The 20,667-nt window shown below is 58.8% G+C and carries 20 protein-coding genes and 7 pseudogenes; 21 read left to right on the top strand and 6 right to left on the bottom strand.

Going from position 1 to position 20,667, the window contains the following annotated elements; translation table 11 throughout:
* Positions 1–870: 870 nt before the first annotated feature.
* Positions 871–1,227: pseudogene (locus tag P3T22_RS31855) on the top strand (transposase); the annotation flags it as partial.
* A gap of 7 nt (positions 1,228–1,234) precedes the next feature.
* Here P3T22_RS31855 and P3T22_RS31850 read toward each other — a convergent pair.
* Positions 1,235–1,498 (bottom strand): annotated as a pseudogene (locus P3T22_RS31850) (transposase); the annotation flags it as partial.
* 275 nt (positions 1,499–1,773) lie between these two features.
* On the opposite strand from P3T22_RS31850, the gene P3T22_RS31845 reads away from it, so the two are divergent.
* The 5 genes from P3T22_RS31845 (at position 1,774) to P3T22_RS31825 (ending at position 4,413) form a co-directional block, all read left to right on the top strand.
* On the top strand, positions 1,774–2,316 hold the full coding sequence (locus tag P3T22_RS31845) for a 2,4'-dihydroxyacetophenone dioxygenase family protein (protein WP_429327104.1): 543 nt from the start codon (positions 1,774–1,776) through the stop codon (positions 2,314–2,316).
* Positions 2,317–2,347: 31 nt separating this feature from the next.
* Positions 2,348–3,160: an alpha/beta fold hydrolase gene (locus P3T22_RS31840; protein ID WP_429327103.1), complete on the top strand. Its 813-nt coding sequence runs from the start codon at positions 2,348–2,350 to the stop codon at positions 3,158–3,160.
* Between the two features lie 129 nt (positions 3,161–3,289).
* The gene (locus tag P3T22_RS31835; protein WP_429327102.1) at positions 3,290–3,706 is read left to right on the top strand and encodes a TetR/AcrR family transcriptional regulator; all 417 of its coding nucleotides are present in this window, start codon (positions 3,290–3,292) and stop codon (positions 3,704–3,706) included.
* Positions 3,612–3,869 (top strand): hypothetical protein, encoded by a 258-nt coding sequence (locus tag P3T22_RS31830; RefSeq protein ID WP_429327113.1) that lies wholly within the window; start codon positions 3,612–3,614, stop codon positions 3,867–3,869. The genes P3T22_RS31835 and P3T22_RS31830 overlap by 95 nt, the downstream gene beginning before the upstream one ends.
* A 238-nt stretch (positions 3,870–4,107) precedes the next feature.
* Positions 4,108–4,413, top strand: a complete 306-nt coding sequence (locus P3T22_RS31825) for a DUF1330 domain-containing protein (RefSeq protein ID WP_429327101.1) — start codon at positions 4,108–4,110, stop codon at positions 4,411–4,413.
* Here the strand turns inward: P3T22_RS31825 and P3T22_RS31820 are convergent.
* Complete coding sequence (locus tag P3T22_RS31820; RefSeq protein ID WP_429327114.1) at positions 4,351–4,527, bottom strand: hypothetical protein; 177 nt, start codon at positions 4,525–4,527, stop codon at positions 4,351–4,353. The two genes, P3T22_RS31825 and P3T22_RS31820, sit on opposite strands and share 63 nt — an antisense overlap.
* A gap of 336 nt (positions 4,528–4,863) precedes the next feature.
* Between P3T22_RS31820 and P3T22_RS31815 the strand changes: the two genes are divergently transcribed.
* A complete protein-coding gene (locus P3T22_RS31815; protein WP_429327100.1) occupies positions 4,864–5,964 on the top strand; it encodes a glutathione S-transferase family protein in 1,101 nt (366 codons plus the stop codon).
* Positions 5,965–6,097: 133 nt separating this feature from the next.
* Here the strand turns inward: P3T22_RS31815 and P3T22_RS31810 are convergent.
* Positions 6,098–6,184, bottom strand: a pseudogene (locus tag P3T22_RS31810) (IS5/IS1182 family transposase); the annotation flags it as partial.
* Positions 6,185–6,438: 254 nt separating this feature from the next.
* Here P3T22_RS31810 and P3T22_RS31805 point away from each other — a divergent pair.
* The 9 genes and pseudogenes from P3T22_RS31805 (at position 6,439) to P3T22_RS31765 (ending at position 12,972) form a co-directional block, all read left to right on the top strand.
* Entirely contained in the window at positions 6,439–7,386 is a 948-nt protein-coding gene (locus tag P3T22_RS31805) for an MBL fold metallo-hydrolase (protein ID WP_429327099.1), read from the top strand.
* Positions 7,387–7,518: 132 nt separating this feature from the next.
* On the top strand, positions 7,519–8,505 hold the full coding sequence (locus P3T22_RS31800) for an NAD(P)H-quinone oxidoreductase (RefSeq protein WP_429327112.1): 987 nt from the start codon (positions 7,519–7,521) through the stop codon (positions 8,503–8,505).
* Positions 8,506–8,863: 358 nt separating this feature from the next.
* Positions 8,864–9,742, top strand: a complete 879-nt coding sequence (gene yghU / locus P3T22_RS31795) for a glutathione-dependent disulfide-bond oxidoreductase (protein WP_429327098.1) — start codon at positions 8,864–8,866, stop codon at positions 9,740–9,742.
* Positions 9,739–10,023, top strand: coding sequence for an SDR family NAD(P)-dependent oxidoreductase (locus P3T22_RS31790; protein WP_429327097.1), 285 nt, complete (start codon positions 9,739–9,741; stop codon positions 10,021–10,023). The genes yghU and P3T22_RS31790 overlap by 4 nt, the downstream gene beginning before the upstream one ends.
* A gap of 94 nt (positions 10,024–10,117) precedes the next feature.
* Positions 10,118–10,928 (top strand): IS5 family transposase gene (locus P3T22_RS31785; RefSeq protein ID WP_429327096.1). Its coding sequence is split into 2 segments (ribosomal slippage): positions 10,118–10,467 and positions 10,466–10,928, totalling 813 coding nucleotides; the frame shifts between segments, so codons are not numbered across the junction.
* Positions 10,929–11,013: 85 nt separating this feature from the next.
* A pseudogene (locus P3T22_RS31780) lies at positions 11,014–11,148 on the top strand (IS630 family transposase); the annotation flags it as partial.
* Positions 11,149–11,167: 19 nt separating this feature from the next.
* Positions 11,168–11,981, top strand: a pseudogene (locus tag P3T22_RS31775) (GTP-binding protein); the annotation flags it as partial.
* A 140-nt stretch (positions 11,982–12,121) separates the two neighbouring features.
* Positions 12,122–12,256, top strand: a pseudogene (locus P3T22_RS31770) (GTP-binding protein); the annotation flags it as partial.
* 179 nt (positions 12,257–12,435) lie between these two features.
* Complete coding sequence (locus tag P3T22_RS31765) at positions 12,436–12,972, top strand: hypothetical protein (RefSeq protein WP_429327095.1); 537 nt, start codon at positions 12,436–12,438, stop codon at positions 12,970–12,972.
* Here the strand turns inward: P3T22_RS31765 and P3T22_RS31760 are convergent.
* Positions 12,899–13,855 (bottom strand): LysR family transcriptional regulator, encoded by a 957-nt coding sequence (locus P3T22_RS31760; RefSeq protein WP_429327094.1) that lies wholly within the window; start codon positions 13,853–13,855, stop codon positions 12,899–12,901. The two genes, P3T22_RS31765 and P3T22_RS31760, sit on opposite strands and share 74 nt — an antisense overlap.
* Positions 13,856–13,948: 93 nt before the next feature.
* Here P3T22_RS31760 and P3T22_RS31755 point away from each other — a divergent pair, with 93 nt between their 5' ends.
* From P3T22_RS31755 to P3T22_RS31735, 5 genes are all read left to right on the top strand, one after another.
* Positions 13,949–14,266 (top strand): NIPSNAP family protein, encoded by a 318-nt coding sequence (locus P3T22_RS31755; protein WP_429327093.1) that lies wholly within the window; start codon positions 13,949–13,951, stop codon positions 14,264–14,266.
* Between the two features lie 18 nt (positions 14,267–14,284).
* Positions 14,285–15,274: a D-2-hydroxyacid dehydrogenase family protein gene (locus tag P3T22_RS31750; protein ID WP_429327092.1), complete on the top strand. Its 990-nt coding sequence runs from the start codon at positions 14,285–14,287 to the stop codon at positions 15,272–15,274.
* A 105-nt stretch (positions 15,275–15,379) separates the two neighbouring features.
* Positions 15,380–16,696 carry an MFS transporter gene (locus tag P3T22_RS31745; RefSeq protein WP_429327091.1) on the top strand — a complete coding sequence of 439 codons (1,317 nt, stop codon included), beginning with the start codon at positions 15,380–15,382 and terminating at the stop codon, positions 16,694–16,696.
* A gap of 47 nt (positions 16,697–16,743) precedes the next feature.
* Complete coding sequence (locus tag P3T22_RS31740; RefSeq protein ID WP_429327090.1) at positions 16,744–17,148, top strand: hypothetical protein; 405 nt, start codon at positions 16,744–16,746, stop codon at positions 17,146–17,148.
* A 34-nt stretch (positions 17,149–17,182) separates the two neighbouring features.
* A complete protein-coding gene (locus tag P3T22_RS31735; protein ID WP_429327089.1) occupies positions 17,183–18,745 on the top strand; it encodes a methyl-accepting chemotaxis protein in 1,563 nt (520 codons plus the stop codon).
* A gap of 514 nt (positions 18,746–19,259) precedes the next feature.
* Here the strand turns inward: P3T22_RS31735 and P3T22_RS31730 are convergent.
* Both P3T22_RS31730 and P3T22_RS31725 read right to left on the bottom strand, forming a co-directional pair.
* A complete protein-coding gene (locus P3T22_RS31730; protein WP_429327088.1) occupies positions 19,260–20,180 on the bottom strand; it encodes a LysR substrate-binding domain-containing protein in 921 nt (306 codons plus the stop codon).
* Positions 20,181–20,421: 241 nt separating this feature from the next.
* A pseudogene (locus P3T22_RS31725) lies at positions 20,422–20,667 on the bottom strand (alkene reductase); the annotation flags it as partial.

Raw genomic sequence — 20,667 nt, 5'->3', positions numbered from 1 at the left:
GATGTCCTTCACGAAACGCATGGGTGCTCGCGGGGCGGTCTGGACGTCATGCCCCATAGAGTGCTGCTACTACACAGGAAACTGGGCATTCCAAACCGGTATTCGCACTGACCGTACCCGTAGTCTGCGTGGGAGCCGGAGCGACATCAAACGCATTTTGGTCGGCTTTTGCATGAGGTTTATGAATGTACCACCTCGGTTTGAGAGTGCGACCCGCTCACAGTGCCGGTTGCTGATTTGCAGCGCAATGAGCGAAATCTGTTTGATAGTTCGACCTGCGCAATTTGATGCTATTCACTGGTGTAGCCGACGGGTAGGCATGCGTAAGGAATACCTGTTATGTCCGATCGGAATGAACTCCCGGCCTCGTACTATCAAAAGAATATCGATTCGATGCCTATGTATCGTTGCTGGGGGAATAGGCGTTCACCAAGATTCGATTGCCCTGTTCGCTATGCGGGCCGCTTTCGATAGAACTGGTCGTATGTGAACCGGTCCCGATTGCGCCAGTGTTTCGTGTGTTCCGACATCGACAGGATGGGTTGAAGCTGTATATCCGTACATGGACTCCCGCCTATGAGCAAGATTGGTTTGCATTTTGAGGGTCACGACTGCGTCCGTACATACGGCTTTTGATGTGCTTGCTGCCGCACGAGCCATCATGGAAATTTGCGCGCTTGCTCCTCATCGGCCTTGTGGCTTCGTACTGCAGCCGTCGGATATATCAGGTTCTGCAAGCGCCGGTCCGACCGGTTCGCCATGCTTGCCGCTTCTTGCGCAATCGCGAAAGAAATAAAACAGCACTCGATATTTGTCGACTGTTATCCGATTGTCCGAATTTGCGCGGCCACCTCTTTCCCCTGGTGTCGCAAACATCACAACGTGAACCTGTTCCGGGTTGAGGTGTCGACACGCCGCACGGACCGGGTCGTCACCAACGACCTCACTCAGGATTCTTCTCAGGCCACACAAGACGCGTGCGGCCTGCGCTGGAAGATCGAGCAGTTTCATCGCGAGGCCAAAGAACTGACCGGGATCGAGCGCTGCCAATGCCGCAAAGCGCGCATCCAACGCAATCAGATCGCCTGCGCCGTACTGGTATGGATTCGTCTCGCTGAGATCGCCAGGCAAACCTGCCGTACCCTCTAACAGGTCAAACACCAGATGCTCGATGACTTCCTCCGTCAGCAGCTCAAAAATCCGACCGTTCGAATGAAATCTGCGTAAGTCCTATTAGTAAATCGCGCTCCATCTTTACTTCGGCCAGCTCCCGTTTGATCCGCCCGAGTTCAGCTTCGATCTCCGTCAACGGCTTTTGATGCTGCCCCACACGCTCCAGCTTGCCGGCCTTCGCAGCACGCACCCAGTTTGCCACTGTCTTCATTGATATCGACAGCCGACGCGCAGCCTCCGATACGCCAACGCCCTCGGTCATTGCAAGCTTCACCGCCTCTTCACGGAATTCCTTCGTGTAGACGGCTTTTGGGATTCGATTCATGTATGCCTCCATTCCTGAATTTTACGGATTGTTGGCTTCCACTTTTTCCGGCCGGCCTCAGATCTAGTGGAAGTGCCGGCCTCGCATTCCTCGGAGAACCGGGATGCCCGTGAGCCGGACCAACCCTATAGTGCCCACACACGAATTTTATTCTTGTCATCTATGTCAAACACTACTATAGTGACACAACTTGGTTCAACGTGACCCGAATCCTATTGTTTTTCGCGGCATGTGCTGCAACAACGCGATGGTCAACTTTCTATTAGGATCGTGAAATGACTGAAGCAAACCAGAGAAAGCCGGATGCGCAAGCGATTCCGTATCAACATCCACAGCCGCCGGACATGTCTGCCGACATCGTGCATGCGGGTGCGCTGGATAAATGGCTCGAGGACGACACCTTGTGGGTGCCAATGACGCCAACGGTATCGTTCAAGCCTTTGCTTCTCAACGCGAGCCAAGGTTATTACGTCAACATGCTGCGTGTGCGGCAGTCAGGCGTTCTGTCGCGCCATCGTCACACGGGTCCCGTGCATGCGTTGGTTTTGAAGGGGCGCTGGTATTACCTCGAGCACGAATGGATTGCCGAACAGGGATCGTATGCACACGAGCCGGCAGGCGAGACCCACACGCTTTATGTGCCGGACGACGTTGAAGAAATGATCACGTGGTTTCATGTGACGGGCGGCTACACCTATGTCGATCCGCAGGGAGTCGCAGTCGGCTATGAAGACGTGTTCACCAAGATTGATGCGGCACGCAAGCACTACGAGGCGATCGGGCTTGGCGCCGATTACGTGAAGCGGTTTATCCGCTGAGTTCCATCGACCGTTCAGAGAGTTTGATCCCATGCAAAGAAAGACTGTAGACGTAGCGGGTACACCGGCCAGCTACCTAACCGCCGGCGAACAAGGCCCCGTGGTGCTAATGCTCCATGGCACCTACTGGAGCCGGGTGTGGCAACCCGTAATCGATGATCTCGCAGTTGCAGGACTGCGCCCCATCGCCGTGGACCTGCGGGGCTTCGGCCGGTCTGGCGGCGAGCTTGGGCTCGCTGACGCGTCGATTCCGGCGCTCGCCGACTGGGCAGCGGAATTCCTGCGGGCGCTGGGCATCACGGGTCCGGTCGGCATTGCCGGCCACGATATTGGCGGGGGGATCGCACAGCATATTCTGGTCGATGGCAAAATCGAGGTAAGCCGCCTCGCGCTGGTCAACGCGGTCATGTTCGATTCATGGCCGGTTCCCGGCGTCGCACGCTTTCGCGACCCGGCCGTTGCGGCAGCAACCACGACTGAGGATATTTTGGCGGCCCGCCGCAAATCGGTCGTCACGGCGTTGGCCCGCCCCGCGACCGAAGCGGAAATCGCCGAATATCTGGAACCGTGGACCGATCCACGGGTGGCACGCTCGTGGCTCGCGCTTGCGGGTGCAGCATATAGCCACTACACGATGGATCTCGTCCCCGCCTTGCGTGCATCCGCGACACCCAAGCTGCTCGTCTGGGGAGAAGACGACAGCTTTCAGCTGATCCAGCACGCAGAGCGTTTCGTCAAGGAGATTCCGAATTCTTCGCTTTTTCGGATCCCCGCGGCCGGTCATATACCGATGGAAAACGATGCGAAAGCGGTAGCGCACGCCCTGATCGAGTTCTTCGCGTAAGGCGCAAGGCGGCTTCGCCCAGCCGTGGTTGATATGCCGCATTGCCTTCGCGTCGAGATCGATGATCTGCTACGAGCCTGGCCGCCGCGGAAAATAACTGTAGAAATCCATTTACGGGGAGTAAAGCCCATGGCAGGCGTGCGACAGTTTGACGAAGACAGCGCATTCGAGCAAGCACTGGATATATTCTGGGCTAAAGGTTTTCGGGTGACCTCGATGCTGGACCTAGCGAGATCGACGGGTGTGCAACGCGGCTCGCTGTATAACGCGTATGGCGACAAGGAAGAGATCTTCCTGCGGGTATTCGAGCGTTACGCGGAACGTTTCATTGTCGACGCGCGCGAGGCGCTCAACAAGCGCGACTTGCGCACTGCACTGACCGATTTTCTTTGCGTTCGCAACCCATTCGATCACGCAGGGCTCGCCTGCCCGCGGCTGCCTCTCGACAAAAATCGCCGTCGAGATCGACCCAGAATTGCCGCGCCAGCAGGAGCTCGTAATGAGGATGCTCGACGAGCTCGAAAATGTATTGCTTGGTGTCCTTGACATCCCCGAGGCGCGCGCGCAACTTATCATTCCGCCGCGTCAGGCTGCACGCTTTATCGTGACGATGACGCGTGGAATCGCCGTCATGGAACGGGTGTACGGTGATCCGAAACGCCTCAAGCAGGCGGCACTGGCCCTCGTCGACACGCTAGTGCAACAGTAAGGGAGATGTGCAACCGACTGAGCGCGAACTCCTTTCGACAGCTCACTATGCGAACGTGTCGAGCCGATATAACAGTCGCAACGGCGATGTGCGCCAGCGCCACGAACACGCACACGACGAACCTGATGAGGAATTTTCCTTCCAATTAGTATGACGCGCCGTCCAAGAGCCACTTACTCAGGCACTGGGGCCTGTTTTCTGTTGAACGTTGTGTTGAAGAAAATCAAGGAGTCACTCTATGTCCGCTTATTTCGTTGTGCGTGCAATCGTCGAGGATCCCGTCGCCTTCCAGGCGTATGCGTCACGTTCCCCAGGTGTGATTGCGAATTTTGGTGGGCGTCACATAGTACGCGGCGGTAAGGTCCTTACATTCGAGGGTCCGCAGGAGAGTCGTCGCATAACCATTGCGGAATTCCCCGATTTTGATTCGGCTGAAAGATGCTATAGGTCGGAAGCTTATCAGGCGATCATCCCCCTTCGTTCAAGCTGCTCCACCTTCGAGTTCGTCCTGGTCGACGGCCTGCCTTCCGGGCTCGGCGCTTAGCAATTCGCCATACACAAATTCGCCATACACAATTTTGGCATTCGACGAGAGCGCTCCCTTGCGGATGTTCGGCGCGGCCCGCAGGCTCCCCCCCACGTTTGGGAGCGTCGGCATAGGGGGCTTCTTTCAATAGATTTCAGTGCAGGCTTTCGAATCAAAGCCCATTCCGTCGCGCAATGATTGTTATTCCCCCCGGACATAGCTGGCTTCCTGCCCCCCGGTTAACATTCGATAACAATGCGGCCGACAAGTGCTTTCGCTCGTTCCTCTAACAGCCGCTGCGACAAGGAAGTGGTACCGGAGACAGCCACACGGAAGGATGTCAAGCAATACGAAAAGTCGTTTCATTGGAGCCGGCAATGTGCTCATGTTGGCTGGAGTCGTTACCTTCGCGAGCGGCGGCCCCGAAGACATCGGGAGTCAGATCTATCAAATCATGAGGAAGTGACCATGCACGACGTCTATACGCTCTACGGCGCCCAGATTTCCAACTATACGGCGAAGGTGAGGTCGTACCTCATCTTCAAGGGCATCCCATTTCAGGAAATGGTTGCGTCCAATGCCGTTTATGACAGCTTTCTCGTCCCGCGGATCGGCTATCGAATGATGCCCGTCCTGCGGATGCCGGAAGGCGATATGCTTCAGGACTCGACCGACATTATCGACGAGATGGAGGCACGTTTCCCGCTCGTTTCCGTTTATCCCTCCACGCCGGTTCTGCACTTGGCTAATCTCTTGGTGGAGGCTTACGCTCATGACTGGGTGCGCATTCCGGCCATGTACTTCCGATGGGCGTTCCTCGAGACCAACTACGAATATCTGAAGACCGAATTTGGCCGTATGTACGAGCCAATGGCCCAGGCCAGCCAACAATTGATCATCGGCGAGAAGAGTTGTGCCTGGGCCCGTGATCGCTTGCCGTCCTTGGGCATAAGTCCGGAGACAGCACCCGAAGTACAGCGATGGACGGAGAATCTTCTCGGCTGGCTCGACGCGCACTTCGGAGAGCATGGCTATCTTTTCGGTTCGCGGCCATCGACCGCGGATTTCGCGTTCATGGGGCCGCTATATGCCCACTTTTACCGCGATCTCTATTCCTCCGCGCTGTTGCAGCGGGATTTCCCCAACGTCGTTCGTTGGGTGGAGCGTATGAATTCTCCCGCCAAGGGGCAGGGTGAGTATTTCGGCGAGGACGTGGTCCCGGAAACACTGATGCCACTACTGCGGCATATGTTCGCAGAATACGTTCCGGTCGCCTGCGACACGATCGACCGCGTGGCGGACTGGATCGATGCGAATTATTCGCGCCCGATTCCCCGCCTCCTCGGCACTCAGGATTTCACAATCGGCACGGCGTCCGGTAAGCGCAATGTGTGGACGTGCATTCAGTACATGTTCCAGAGGCCGTTGTTCTATTACCAGCGCGCGCCGGAGTCAGCAAGGCGTGAGATGGACGCTCTGCTTGCGCGCATCGGAAAAGATATCAAGCTCGACAAGGTGGTACGCCATCCGGTGCGGCACCGTAATCATCGGCTGGTGGTGGACAGATGAGCAAGCTTAAACCCCACGGCACTCGGCACTCGGCACTCGCGCTAGTGCTCGCCAGCCCAGGCACGCGAATCACTTTTCGTGCTTTTGGCTGCGAAAGGAGGTCGCTTGGAGGCGGTTTCAAAAAGGGCGGCGCTGCCCGCTGGAGAGTATTCCAGAAGATGAGACAGCAGCCGAGCTTGAGGAGCGCTTCAGGAATGTCCCCACGACGGTCGAAGCGGAGTGCGTGTGACTCCTTGGCGTCGCGCGCGCATGGTTTAGGAGCGGAGCACGACTGGTCTGCGGTGGGACGCTGCGCGTAGCCGGATGCTGGGCTTGGTCGCTATCTCGACGGGAATTGACGAAAACCGTCTCTTAAAGGTGGACAAGCCGTTGCCTTCGTCAACTTCAAAAGAACAATCCACTTCGAGTACGACTGGCAGGAACGGGAAACACTGTGCTGGTGCGCAACGCACCTGCGACATTAAGGAGTTGAATTTGACCAACCTTGCATGGAAAGTGGGTGATGTCACGATCACTCGTATTGCGGAACTTGAATGGGATGTTCCCGGAATGGGTGGGGAGCACAGCTTTTGGCCGGATGCGACGGCCGAAGCGATCGGCGCGGTTCCCTGGCTGACGCCACACTTTGTCACGTCGACCGGAGATCTACGGCTGAGCTTGCATTCGTTGCTTGTTGACACGTCCGAGATGCGCGTAGTCGTCGACACCTGTGTCGGAAACGACAAGAAGTGTCATTTGGCGGACTGGAACCAGATGCATAACGACTATCTCGAGAAACTCGCGGCGGTTGGTTGGACGCGCGAGACGGTTTCGGGTGTCCTCTGCACGCAGTTGCATGTCGACCACGTAGGTTGGAACACGATGTGGGTCGACGGTCGCTGGGTACCTACGTTTCCGAATGCCCGCTACTACTTCGGCCGGCGTGAATATGAGTTCTGCGCCAAGGAGACCAGGCAGTACCGGGAGCGGTTGCCGGGGTGGGTTGACGAGGCACTGGACATTTCTGAAGTGATGGCGGATTCCGTAGAACCCGTGGTCGACGCGGGGCTTGTTGAATTGGTCGATACCGATGCGATCATCTCACCGGAAATCCGGCTTACCCCAACGCCGGGACACAGCCCCGGTCATGTGAGCATCGTGATCGAATCAAAAGACGAACGCGCCGTTATTACCGGTGACATGATGCATCACCCGATGCCGGTCGCGTATCCGAAGTGGACCTGCGTGTTCGACGATGATACACAACAGGCGCGCCATACCCGGATCAATTTTTTGGAGAAGTTTGCCGATACGCCGAAATTGTCATCGGCACTCATTTCGCGGCACCCACGGCCGGCAAACTGGTGCGCGACGGAAATACCTTTCGATTCGACGTCTAAGGCCGTCGCGTTCCGCGCCGTGAGAATAGCCGCGTCCCTTTAACACATCTGGAGAATATTGATGCAAGCCACAGCCGCTCCCGTCAATCCTGCATCACTCTGTCTGCCCGACGACCATATTGAACCCAACATACGCTTAACGACCATGAACAAGCCAACTCCCCTTCCCACCTCAATGCACTACGTCGAGCACGGCGCTGGCGGCCCGCCCGAGTGCATGCATATTGCGTCACGCGAAGTGCCCGTGCCGGCGCCCGGCGAAGTGCTGATAGAGGTCGCCTACGCCGGCGTGAACCGCCCCGACGTCCTGCAGCGCTCTGGATCCTATCCAGCGCCGCCCGGCACATTGCCTCACCTCGGTCTGGAAGTGTCGGGGCGCATTGCCGCCCTTGGTGCAGGCGTGTCGCGCTGGCGAGTCGGCGACCAGGTCTGCGCGCTGGTGCCAGGCGGAGGCTATGCGCAATTCTGCGTGACAGACGCATTACACTGTTTGCCCGTGCCGCACGGGCTCTCGTTGCAGCAAGCGGCGGCGCTGCCGGAAACGTACTTCACGGTCTGGACCAACTTGTTCGAACGTGGCCGTCTCGTCGAGGGCGAAAGCTTGCTCGTGCATGGCGGCTCGAGCGGTATCGGCCTGACGGCGATCCAGCTCGCGCGCGCCGCTGGCGTGCGCGTGTTCGCGACCGTCGGCAACGACGCGAAGGCCGAAGCGTGTGTCGCTGCAGGTGCCGAGAGGGCAATCGTTTACCGTGACGAGGACTTCGTGGAGGTCGTCGCCAGCGTTACGGAAGGCCACGGCGTCGACGTCATTCTCGATATGGTCGGTGGCGGCTACATCGAGCGCAATCTGAAGGCACTTGCGGTGGAAGGGCGTCTTGTACAGATCGCCTTCCTTGAAGGCAGCCGCATCACGCTCGATGCAATGCCGCTGATGCTCAAGCGCCTGACGTTTACTGGCTCGACACTGCGCGCCCGCACGGCTCTCCAGAAGGCGGCGATCGCAAACGCGCTGGAACAGAAGGTCTGGCCGTTGCTCGAAGCGGGCCGCGCCTTGCCGGTAATTCACGTCGCGATGCCACTCGCTGAGGTGCAGACGGCGCATGCGTTGATGGAATCCAGCGCACATATCGGCAAAATCGTTCTGACCGTGGGAGAACGGTGACGTGCAGCACCAACAGCGCACTGTCCTGCGAACAGGGTTAACCAGGTGCGGAACGTTGTTTTTGTCTGCTCCGCAGGGCAGAAAACGCCAAAGCAACCTCCTGTCGAATAACACCACGCTTAGCCTTTGCGCGCGCCGAAGCGACGGACGACGACAATCGGAAATCCAGTCGAGGACTACGCAAGATGAGCGACAAGGCGCAAGCAACGGCCTCCCGTAAGCCGGATCCGCTGAGGTGGGGAAGCGGCACTGATAACTCGTTCAAGAATGTCAACGATGAAGAGACTCGGCGCGCGCTCTTCCCGTCCAACTCTGCCCCGGCCACCTGAGCTGGCCCCGAACCGATTGCGGAGACAACATGGCAAACTCCCACGACTACACACCCCCGAAGGTCTGGACTTGGACCAAGCCCAATGGCGGTGCCTTTGCGAGCACCAACCGACCCATCGCCGGGCCAACGCATGAGAAAGAACTGCCGGTTGGCCGGCACCCGCTCCAGCTATACTCGCAGGGCACGCCCAACGGCGTGAAGGTCACGATCATGCTGGAAGAACTACTGGCCCTCGGCCATGCCGGCGCCGAGTACGACGCCTGGCTGATCAAGATCGGCGACGGCGACCAGTTCGGCAGTGGTTTGGTCTCGGTCAACCCCAACTCGAAGATCCCGGTGCTACTGGACCGCAGCGGCCCGACGCCGATCCGCGTGTTCGAATCGGGCTCGATCCTGCTGTATCTGGCGGAAAAATTCGATGTCCTCCTCGTCAACGACGTCGCGGCGCGCACCGAGACACTGAACTGGCTGTTCTGGCAGATGGGTAGTGCCCCGTATCTGGGCGGGGGACTCGGCCACTTCTATGGCTATGCGCCGACCAAGATCGAGTACGCGATCGACCGGTTCGCCATGGAGGTCAAGCGCCAGCTCGACGTGCTCGACCGGCGCCTCGCCGAGAGCGAATACCTCGCCGGCAGCGACTACACGATCGCCGACATCGCGACCTTCCCCTGGTACGGCGGGCTCGTCAAAGGTTGGCTGTACGGGGCGGCGGAGTTCCTGAGCGTGCAGGACTACAAGAACGTGCAACGCTGGGCCGACGCCATCTTGGCGCGGCCGGCGGTCAGGCGCGGCCGCATGGTCAACCGCATGAGCGGAGTGCCGTCCGAGCAGCTGCGCGAGCGTCATGACGCCAGCGATTTCGACACCAGGACGCAGGACAAGCTCGAGGGGGCGCAATCATGAAGATCGGAGGCAAACGCGTCCTGCACCGCCGGATCGAGCGGCATCGGCCTCGCGCTCGCGCACGCGCTGGGGCGCTGAAGGAAACCGCTCCGTCCGTCTCGAGCATCGCCGCCGACATAACGACGCCGGACGGGCGCGCGCCGACGATCGCGCAGGCCTTCGCCGCGCTCGGCGGCCTCGACATCCTCGTGAACAACGTAGGGGGCGTCCGCGCCGGACGCCTTGAAACCATTTCGGATACCGAACGGACGGCCATGATGAGGTATGACCGGGATTCGTGAATAGCTTAGAAGCTGTTGCGAAATTAAGTTTTGGGTCTGTTAACTTTTCTGACTTGGTGTTAACTTCTTGTCTTGTTTTGCCTGACAGGAAGCAATGCCTAAAGAACTCATAGACGACGAATTGTGGTCACTCATCGAACCGCTTCTGCCCGCGCGAGCACCCCGCAATCGCCAGTACGCGGGGCGCAAACCGACGCCAGACCGAGCAGTGCTGACCGGCATCGTGTTCGTGCTGCGCTCGGGCATTGCGTGGAACCCGCTGCCGCAGGAAATGGGTTGCGGCTCAGGCACGGCCTGCTGGCGACGGCTCGTCGCATGGCAGAAGGCCGGTGTCTGGCAACGTATCCACGAAACGCTGCTGGCCGAACTGCGCCGCCGTGGCGAAATCGATTTAACGCGTGCCATCGTCGACAGCTCGTCAATTCGCGCCATGCTGGCGGGAAAAAACCGGCTCGAATCCCACGGACCGGCGCAAGCTCGGCAGCAAGCACCACCTCATCGTCGACGCGCAAGGCATCCCGCTCGCGGTCATCCTGACCGGCGCAAACCGTCACGACATTACGCAGCTCGACGCACTGGTCCAGGCCATTCCACACATCCGGGGCAAACGCGGGCATCCCCTGCACAAGCCGCAAATCGTTCAGGGCGACCGCGGCTACAGTTCCGAGCCACATCGGCAGCGCTTGCGCGAACGTGGCATCACGCCCTTGCTCGCAAAAATTGGCTCGCCCCATGGCAGCGGACTCGGAAAAACGCGTTGGCAAGTCGAGCGCTCGATTGCCTGGCTGCACTCGTTTCGACGCCTGAAGATTCGCTATGAACGCTACGCTCATATCCACGAGGCTTTCCTCTCGTTAGCTTGCGCCTTGATTTGCTGGACGCGCCTAAAGCCTTGGTTTAACTAATTTCGCAACAGCTTCTTATTCATAAGTCAGGAATTTTGCGGACAAGTGAACTATGCTTGAGCGAATGTAATTGACAGGGGCGCTCATGAAACGGGACGGTCGGAGCCTGGCTCACGATACGCTTGAAGAGATGCGCATCCTTGCGGTTCAACGCATGGCCGGGGGCGAGCATCCGGATGATGTTGCGACATCGTTCGGCATGCATCGCTCGTGGGGGCACTGTCAACTTAAGGGGCTTCGTCGATGCGTTCAACTTCCTCAGGGATTACCGCTCGCAGGACAGCTCTGCAGAGCCGGGGCGAATCGCTGGGAGAGGAGGACGAGCGTACGGTCGTCGATCTGCTCGTCGAACAGATCGAATTCTGCGACGTCATTGTGCTCAATAGGGTGGATCTGGTCGGCGACGCTGACCGCGAGCGCCTGATGGCGATCCTGCAGGTCCTGAATCCCCGCGCGAGGATCGAGACCGCCCAGTTCGGCAAGGTTCCGCTTGACCGTGTGCTGGACACGAAGCTTTTCGATTTTGCAAAGGCGTCCGAAGCCCCGGGATGGCTCCGGAAGCTGCGAGGCGACCATACGCCGGAACCCGAGGAGTACGGTATTCGCAGCTTTGTGTGGTGTGCGCGGCGCCCAATGCATCCGCAGCGTTTCTGGGATCTTGTGAACAGCGAATGGCCGGGCGTGGTGCGCTCCAAGGGCTTTTTCTGGCTGGCGAGCAGGCCAACCCATGCTGGATCGGGGTCGCAGGCCGGCGCCGTTTGCCGGCACGGTGCAGCAGGGCTCTGGTGGGCTGCGGTGCCGAAGGCATACTAGCCAGAGGACGCTGAGTCGCTCCAGGTGATCGACCAGAGCTGGGATCCGAATGTTGGGGACGCGCGGCAGGAACTGGTGTTGATCGGCATCGATATGGACGAGGTGGTGCTTCGGCGTCGGCTCGATGCGTGCCTGCTCAACGACGTGGAAATGGCGGCCGGTCCGCAGGCGTGGGGTGACTATCCGGACTCCTTCCCTGTATGGGGCGGGGAACCGCCAGCTGCGGAAGATGCCAGATGACAGGTCGGTCCGCCGCGGCATCCCGAAGGCATCGGCGGACGAGTCGTTACTGCCAGCCGGATGACCCACGCGCGTCCCTCGGGGCGCCGGAAGTCAGGCTGAAGATTGATGAAACGGTTTCTTCCGACACGGAGCATCCGATGGATCCAATTCCGGTAACGCTTCTGACAGGCTTCCTCGGCAGCGGCAAGACGACAGTACTCAACCGGCTCGTGCAGCAGCCGGAGATGGCGAAGGCGCTGGCGCTGATCAATGAGTTCGGCGAGGTCGGTCTGGCGTAGACCTCATTAAATCTGTCAACACCCCAATGTAGCAGCGGCGCGGCAAAGCGCGAGCGCGTTGTCACTTTTATATCCCTTTGGATCGTATTAAAAGCGTCAATTCGCGTATGTCCGTATTAAATTTATCAATTCGCCTCCTACACTTCGAATCCCGTCCATAAGTCGTTGATCTTATGGAAAATCCTCTGCAAATTGCAGAGCCGGTTGCGCTCGCCCGCCCGCGAGGAGCACATCGGTTCGAAGCGTTCAGCCCCAAGCTCACGCGCCGGATGACGTTCTATCGCTGCGCCTTGCTTGAGCAGTGGGTATTGCTCGAGGCCGATCCCCCGGTGATTACTTTTTGCGAGCGGCCAGGGTACGTGCAGATCAATGGAGACAATCGTCTCGCGGACTTCTGGGTTCGTTACATTGATCGAGATGAATTAGTTATCCTGAGCGATCGACCATGCGAAGTCGAAGCAACGCAGCCAGATCGAACCCTCGATGTGCACACGCTCTCGATCCGGCGGGTTGGGCCAGCCGAACTGGCCGCCGCACGGGTCTGGATTGAAAACTGGCAGCGCATCGGCGCAATCACGCCGCTGGTTGGGCAGGCACCTTCGACGCTCCGGCAGACTCTTTCCAGGCCGGCGCCCTTCAGGCGACGTCGCCAAGCACTTGCAGGCCAGGAAAGCAGGAGAGTCGTGGAACCGCGCTACGGATGTGCCTGAGCATCGTCGAGGCCGCCGGCGACAACGACTTCCCCTGTCTTCGCACGACCCCGACGGTGCGCGTCAACACTGGCTTCGACAGAAGCCTGAGACTCAATCGGTCGAGCGGGGCCCGCTGTGCCGCAAGCGCGGACATCACCGATACGCCGACGCCGCGGCTTAACAGCGCCTCGATGGCGGACGTATTGGATACCTGGTAACGCGGCTGGCGTACCTCCTGACTGAGTCCTTCCGTATGGCTCAATTGATGCTGCATGCCGAGATCAGGCGTGAAGCCAACGATCCGATACGCGGCTATGTCCTGCCATGACAATTCGCCCGTGCTGGCGGCGAGCGGATGGTGGTCTGCAAAGACGACGCCGAAGCAGTCTTCGAAGAGTGGTTCGAAGACGAGTTCCGGATCGGATTGCCATGGGCTGCAAATGCCAAAGTCCACGTCGCCATCGATGACGCGCCGCTGCACTGCCTCGGAGTTGTCTTCGCGAAGATACACATCGATGTCGGGAAACGCCTCGATATAGGCCGCCACTACCTCGGGAAGCAGCAATGCCATTACAGACGGCACCCCTGCGACGCCGACTTTGCCGCGCTCATGATTGCCCAGCGCGCGCATGGTTCGGATCGCCGAGTCGAAATCGTGTAGCAGCCGCTCCGCCGACGGCAAGAACTCCTCGCCCGCCTGGGTCAGATCGAGCCGGCGGGTCGAACGATCGAACAGCAGAACACCCAGATCTTCCTCGATAAGCTGGATCGTCAGGCTCAGCGCGGATTGGGTCACAAACAGCGACTCAGCGGCGCGGGTCAGACTTTTGTGCTTTGCAGCGGCTACGAATGCCCGCAGATGCCGGATCGACAGCCGCTTGGAGGTCTTTTCATCATTCATCGATTTTTCTCGTGAATCAAGCGAATTTACTCGATTGTATTATGCGACCCGGCGCCTCTAGACTGCCACAGTATTTTCACGAGGAATCAGAAGATGTTGGTCGATCTACGCCGGTACACCATCGTGCCGGGCCAATTGAAAGCTTACCTGGCTGTCTACGAAGCGCACGGGCTGCCAGTTCAGCGACGGCATGTCGGGGATCCGCTCGGCTACTTTGTTACCGAAGTCGGAACGCTCAATCAGGTAGTTCATCTTTGGGGCTACCAGAGTGCGGAGGACCGCCAGATGCGTCGCGCGGCGATGGAAGCGGACCCGGATTGGTCGGCATACAAAAAAATGACGGCAGAAGGCCGCTATATCCAGCAGCAGGAAAACCAGTTGCTGGTTTCCGCCCCGTGGTCAAAGATCTAACGCGCTAGTGAGCACAAGATGAAAGTAATTATTTCAGACGATTACCAAGACTGTGTCCAAACGCTGGACTGCTATCCGACGCTAAGCGAGAACTTCGAAGTGGAGATCCACAACGATACCGTGACTTCGCTCGACGCCCAGGCTGAACGATTCGCCGACGCCGACGCGCTATTACTCGTGCGCGAACGTACGCCGATCAGCGCGGAGCTGCTGGCTCGCCTGCCTAAACTGAAGTTCATCAGCCAGACTGGACGCGCGGCGAATCACGTGGATCTCGCGGCCTGCACGGCGCGCGGCATTCCGGTGTCAGCGGAAGGCTCCGCCACGACGGCCGCTGCGGAACTGACCTGGGCACTTGTCATGGCATCCATGCGCAAGGTGCACCTTGAGGCAACGCGCTTCAAGTCGGGCCTGTGGCAAGGCCATCTGGGCATCGGTCTGAAGGGACGCACGCTTGGAATCGCCGGGTACGGCAAGATCGGCAGCGTAGTGGCGGGATACGGTCGCGCGTTCGGAATGCGGGTCATTGCGCTAGGCGATCACGAGACATCATTGTCGGCAGCGGCCAGCGATGGCGTAGAAGCGGAAACCGACCGCGTCAAATTCTTTAGCCAGGCCGATGTGGTGTGCTGCCATCTGCGCCTTCTGCCTGCGACCCGCGGTTCGATTACGCTCAAGGACCTGACGGCAATGAAACCCACTGCGCTGTTCGTCAATACGAGCCGTAGCGAGGTTATCGAAGCCGGTGCGCTGGAAGCTGCGCTGAGAAGTGGCCGCCCCGGCTTCGCGGCCGTCGATGTATATGAAAGCGAGCCGATCTACAACGCCGATCATCCGTTGCTCGGCTTCGATAACGTTCTCGCGACGCCGCATATCGGTTACGTCGAAAAGGACACCTACGAGCATTACTTCGGCATTGCGGTCGAACAACTGCTCGCGTGGCGTGCGGGAAAACCGATCAATGTCCTCAATCCGCAGGCCCTCACGAGCCACACTGTGGCGAATTGACGGGACGGGCCAAACAAGGGCGATTTATTCGCTCAACCCATTGGCCACAAGACATGAAGGCTTCGCTGCCCGCTTGACGGGCACGCACCTCTACCAGGAGACCGCATGGAAAAGACTATCGAATCCCTCACTATGAGCCGGATCTTTCGGCGACTGGTGCCGCTTCTGTTCGTATTGCTCATTATTAACTATCTGGATCGGGTCAATATCGGCTTCGCCGCACTGCGTATGAACCAGGACCTGGGTTTCAGCGCATCGGTGTTCGGGCTTGGAGCGGGGATCTTTTTCATCGGCTATGCGGTGTTCGAAGTACCTAGCAACATCATGTTGCATCGGTTCGGCGCACGCCTCTGGATATCACGGATCATGGTCACCTGGGGGCTTGTGTCGGCGGGACTGGCATTCGTCCATACGCAGACTTCATTCTACGTCCTGCGCTTTTTGCTGGGCGTCGCCGAGGCTGGCTTCATTCCCGGTGTGGTTGCCTATCTGGCTTACTGGTTTCCGGTCCGCTACCGATCCCGCGCGAACGCCGGGGTCATTATGGCGACGGCTATCGCATCGGCAATCGGCTCACCGGTTTCTGGACTTCTGATGCATGCTCTCGACGGCACGCACGGCATGGCCGGCTGGCGCTGGATGCTGCTGCTCGAAGCGGCTCCGGCAGTCGTGCTCGGGCTGTTCGTGCTGGTATGGCTTACCGATCGACCCGAGGGTGCCAGGTGGTTACCCACGGAACAGCGGAGCTGGCTCGTCGCCGAGCTGGCGGGCGAAGCCTCGAAGCTCACGAAAACCGCGAGCCTTCCGTTCCTGAAGATCGCCATGATGCCGCGGGTCTGGTGTCTCTCTGCGTTGTTCGTCTGTTTCCTGACAGCGTTCTACGGCGTTTTGCTCTGGTTGCCGCAGATCGTCAAGCATATGGGCACGCTCTCCGATGTGCAGGTGGGCTTCGTCACCGCGCTGCCATTTTGCTGCGCAGCGGTTTCGATGTATCTCGTAGCACGCCATTCCGACAAGGTCGGCGAGCGCAGACTCCATATCGCCGTGTGTATGACCATCGGCGGACTGGCCTTGCTGGCCTGCGCCTTTGTATCGCCCCCTGCTGTCGCCCTGGTATTGCTTTGCATCGCAGCTAGCGGAATCTGGGGATGTCTGGCCGTATTCTGGACCCTGACCGGTGAGTTTCTAACCGGGGCCGCAGTCGCGATCGGTATTGCGTTGATCAACACCATCGGGCAATTCGGCGGTTTGTTCGGCCCGTGGATTGTGGGCGTGATAAAGGATCTCACTGGAAACTTTTCAGTGGCGCTCATTGTTCTGGCGATTGCTGCATTCCTTGCGGCGTTGATTGCCTTCCTGATGCCCGACCGGGCGCCGGTAGCCCAGGGTAACACCGCGCTGCGGGCCGACCCCACTCATTGAGCGCCGTCGAGCAACAAGAGCCTTGCACTGAGCATCCGTAAATTTAAATGGGCCACGTCCATATGTCCTTGCGTTTCGACTACGCCTCGCTCATGCAGCTTGCGATCCGGTCAGAGGCCGTTTCTCAAGCCTGCTCGTGCATGAATACGCCTGTCGTCGGATGGGAAAGCATGCCGTTGTCTCTACGCGAGGGGCAGCTTCGCGAACTCGGCACGCTGTCCTGCTCCGAAGAGGAAGAAGCGCCATTCGACGAATACCACCCTGACGGTACCCGGTATTGGTCGGCGGACGCACCGATTGCACCGCGCTATTTTCCCTACAACCGGTGCAACGTGTGGGAATGCATCGTTTGTGGGCGCTGCTTCCTGCGCTACACCGAGGGCGGTGGCTACTTCGTTGACCGAAGAATCCGCTTAATCAATGCGTCCCTGATCGTTGATGCTCCCCTCTGACTCGAACTATAAAACGTGCCGCGTTAGCAAATACATGAAACTTTCCTTTGCCCAAAAGCTTTGGCTGCCGCTCATCCTGAGCCTGCTGTGTCTCGCTGGAATGTCCATCTACAACGCTTACCGGGCAAGAGATATTCGGCTGGAAGAGCGCAAGGCCGACCTGAAACATGCATCGGAGATCGCGCTTAGTGTCGTCAAAACCTTTGGCGACCAGGCGGCCGTCGGTTCCATGTCGCAGGCCGAAGCCCAGAAATGGGCGATGGACAGCGTTCGAAATATCCGCTACGGCGAGGACGGTTACTTTACGATTCTCAATTCGCAGGTCGTCCTGATGCACCCGACGAACCCTGGGATGATCGGCAAGGATATCAACGGATTCAAAGATCCGAACGGCGTCTATTTCTTCAGGCAAGCGGTTGCTCTCATCAAGCGCGACGGCCAGGGATTCCGCGCGTTTGCGTTTCCGCGACCGGGACAAACCGAAGCCGCCCCGAAAATCGCTTACGACATATCGTATCAGCCGTGGGATTGGATTTTAACCACCGGGATCTATGTCGACGACATCGACGAGGCATTCCGCCTGTCGCTGTATCAGAGCCTTGGGATTCTGGCGGTGCTGGCCGCTGCACTGTCGGTTGTGGTTTGGCTGCTTAACCGCGGTATCGTCCGTTCGTTGGGCGGTGAACCATCTTATGCCGCCGAGATCGCCAATCAGATTGCCAATAACGATCTGACTGCGGTGGTCCGGACGGGGCCTGATGACCACTCAAGCCTGCTGTTTTCAATGAAACGCATGCAGGAGCAACTCGCGCGTACGATCGGTGCGATCAAGGTTTCGGCCGACTCGATCGCCACCGCCACTCACCAGATTGCGGCGGGCAATCTGGACCTGTCGCAACGTACCGAAGAGCAGGCAGCCTCGCTCGAAGAAACAGCGTCCAGCATGGAGCAACTAACGTCGGCCGTCACCCAGAACGCCGATAATGCCAGCCAGGCCAACCAGCTTGCCGCGCAAGCCGTCGAGGTGGCTGAGCAGGGCGGCGCCGTTGTGTCGCGCGTGGTGGATACCATGGAGGGCATCAACGCGAGTTCGGACAGGATTGCCAACATTGTTGGCATCATCGAGGGTATCGCCTTCCAGACCAATATCCTCGCGCTGAATGCGGCCGTCGAAGCCGCGCGGGCGGGTGAGCAGGGGCGCGGCTTTGCGGTGGTTGCTTCGGAGGTGCGTTCGCTGGCGCAGCGCTCTTCGGCGGCAGCCAAGGAAATCAAGGATCTGATCCACGATTCGGTGGAGCGAGTGCGGGCAGGCGCCAGCCACGTACTGGAAGCCGGCACGAAGATGAGCGAAATTACTCGCGAGATCAAACGCGTGACCGACATCATGGGTGAAATCACCGCCGCATCGCAAGAACAGAGCAAGGGCATCGGCCAGGTCAACCAGGCCGTCACGCAGATGGACGAGGTCACGCAGCAGAACGCGGCGTTGGTCGAACAGGCGGCGGCCGCTGCCGGCTCTCTAGAGTCCCGGGCGAGCGAGCTGAAAGCCTCCGTTTCGATGTTCAGGCTGGGCGTTTCTCGGGAATTCCTGGGGTAATTCCTGACCGAACCGACGGACCCATCGCTATACCGGGTATGAACAAGGTTCGTTATTATGCGCTGCAGCGCATAAGGCAGAGATTTTTTTGATTACCGGTCGCGGATCAGATCCGACGACATGGCGATGCGCTGGTTGCCGCGACCGCCAACCAAAAAAATCTCTGCCGTATGTTGGCAAACACATACGGTGCCGTAATTCCGCACGTACGGATCTGTGGAGGGGCTGATGGGCGACTGTCATTCCTACTCCGACTGTGCAACCCCCAGCGTCGGTGCCGGTCCGCATCGGCCCCGGCTCAGATGCGGCAAGAAAAATTGCTCGAACTGCTCAACGTTCAATTTCGTTGGAATCGCCTGCCAGCATTGACTTCCAGCCATCCGTAACATCCGCAAATCCGGACTTTAACCGATCCGGCCTCCCGCATCATCTAATCCAGTCCTGATGCAGTTCGCAGACAAATTTAGCCGCCTCGGAAAACCCGCGACGAATTGGCTGACAGGAGATAAACCGGTCAGTCCTCGACCGGTGTCTCGCCGTCCATGGCCATCGACAAAATCCAGTTTTTGAACGTGAGCAATTGTGGCAGGGGCGCGGATTGCGACGGCAGGATCAGAAAATAGCTCAACCCAGTCTTAAGGGGACGCTCAACAGCGAGCCGCACTGCGCCGCTACGCAGCTCGTCCTGGACGAGGAAGCCGGGAACCAGGCCGACGCCGATACCGGACGATACCGCTTCAATAAGGTGAGAAGTCAATTCAAATTGTGGCCCGAGGTTCATCGCCTCAGAGTCGAGCCCTTGGGCTTCGAACCATCGCCCCCAGACATCCGGTCGCGTGGCGACGCGTAAGAGCAGATGCCGCGATATGTCCGCCGACTTATGCACCGGCGTGGCAGCCGCGAGTGCCGGGCTGATGATCGGCAGGAGCATTTCGTCGCGCAGGCGATACGAAGCCAGACCCGGCCATGCGCCAACGCCAACGCCAACGCCGATCGCGGCGTCCATACCTTCTGCTGTCAGATCGAACTGGCCGATTCTGGAATGAAGATTGATCAGGATACCGCTGTGTTTGGCGTAGAAATCACTTAAGCGGGGAACCAGCCATTTGCTGGCGAACGTGGGAAGTGCTGCGAGATCGATGGTGCCGCGCCCTGTTGCCGAAGCAATCGCGTGAAGCGACGCACTCCTCACCCTCTGCAACGCGGCACTGATCTCCCGGTGATAGGCAGAGCCGATTGCTGTCGGGAGTAGTTTGCGATTGATACGCCGAAACAACGGAACCCCTAGCAATCCCTCCAGTGCTTGAACCTGGCGGCTTACAGCGCTCTGAGTCAGCGCCAACTCGGCCGCTGCGCGAGTAAAACTCAAGTGCCGAGCTGTTGCGTCGAACGCTATGAGCAACGACATGGATGGTGTCAGGCGGCGTGGATTCATCCATGGTCCTCAAGCGCTTGGCCCGCATCACTGCGAGTGTTCGCATTCAGTCGAGCTCCCCTCGGCTTTGTGACATCAATGATGGACGTCCACTATTGCGTTGAATAGACGGCACTTCTCATAACAGTTATTCCGACGAGGCATAACCGGTCGCAGCGCGCCGGCCTACGTTCGCTCAATGAACTCAAAGGGCGGCGGAGTCAACAACCCCGCCGCCCTGCTCACGTCTCTACCATTTCAATCAAGCCACGGCATCTTCAAGCACCGACTTGTAGTCGGTATAACCGCGCTCGTCGCCACCGTAAAACGTTGTGCGGTCGTATTGATTGAGCGGCGCACCGCTACGCAGCCGTTCCGGCAGATCGGGATTGGAGATGAACATCCGGCCGAAAGCAACAAGATCCGCGTGGCCGTCGACAATAATCTGCTCGGCATTCTCACGCGTGAAGCCACCTGCAGCGATGATCGTGCCTTTGTAGATCCGGCG

It is taken from the genome of Paraburkholderia sp. GAS348 (assembly GCF_050434205.1).
GTDB lineage: Bacteria > Pseudomonadota > Gammaproteobacteria > Burkholderiales > Burkholderiaceae > Paraburkholderia.
Note: the sequence above shows the minus strand (reverse complement) of the source record. Positions and strands in the feature narration are given on the sequence as shown.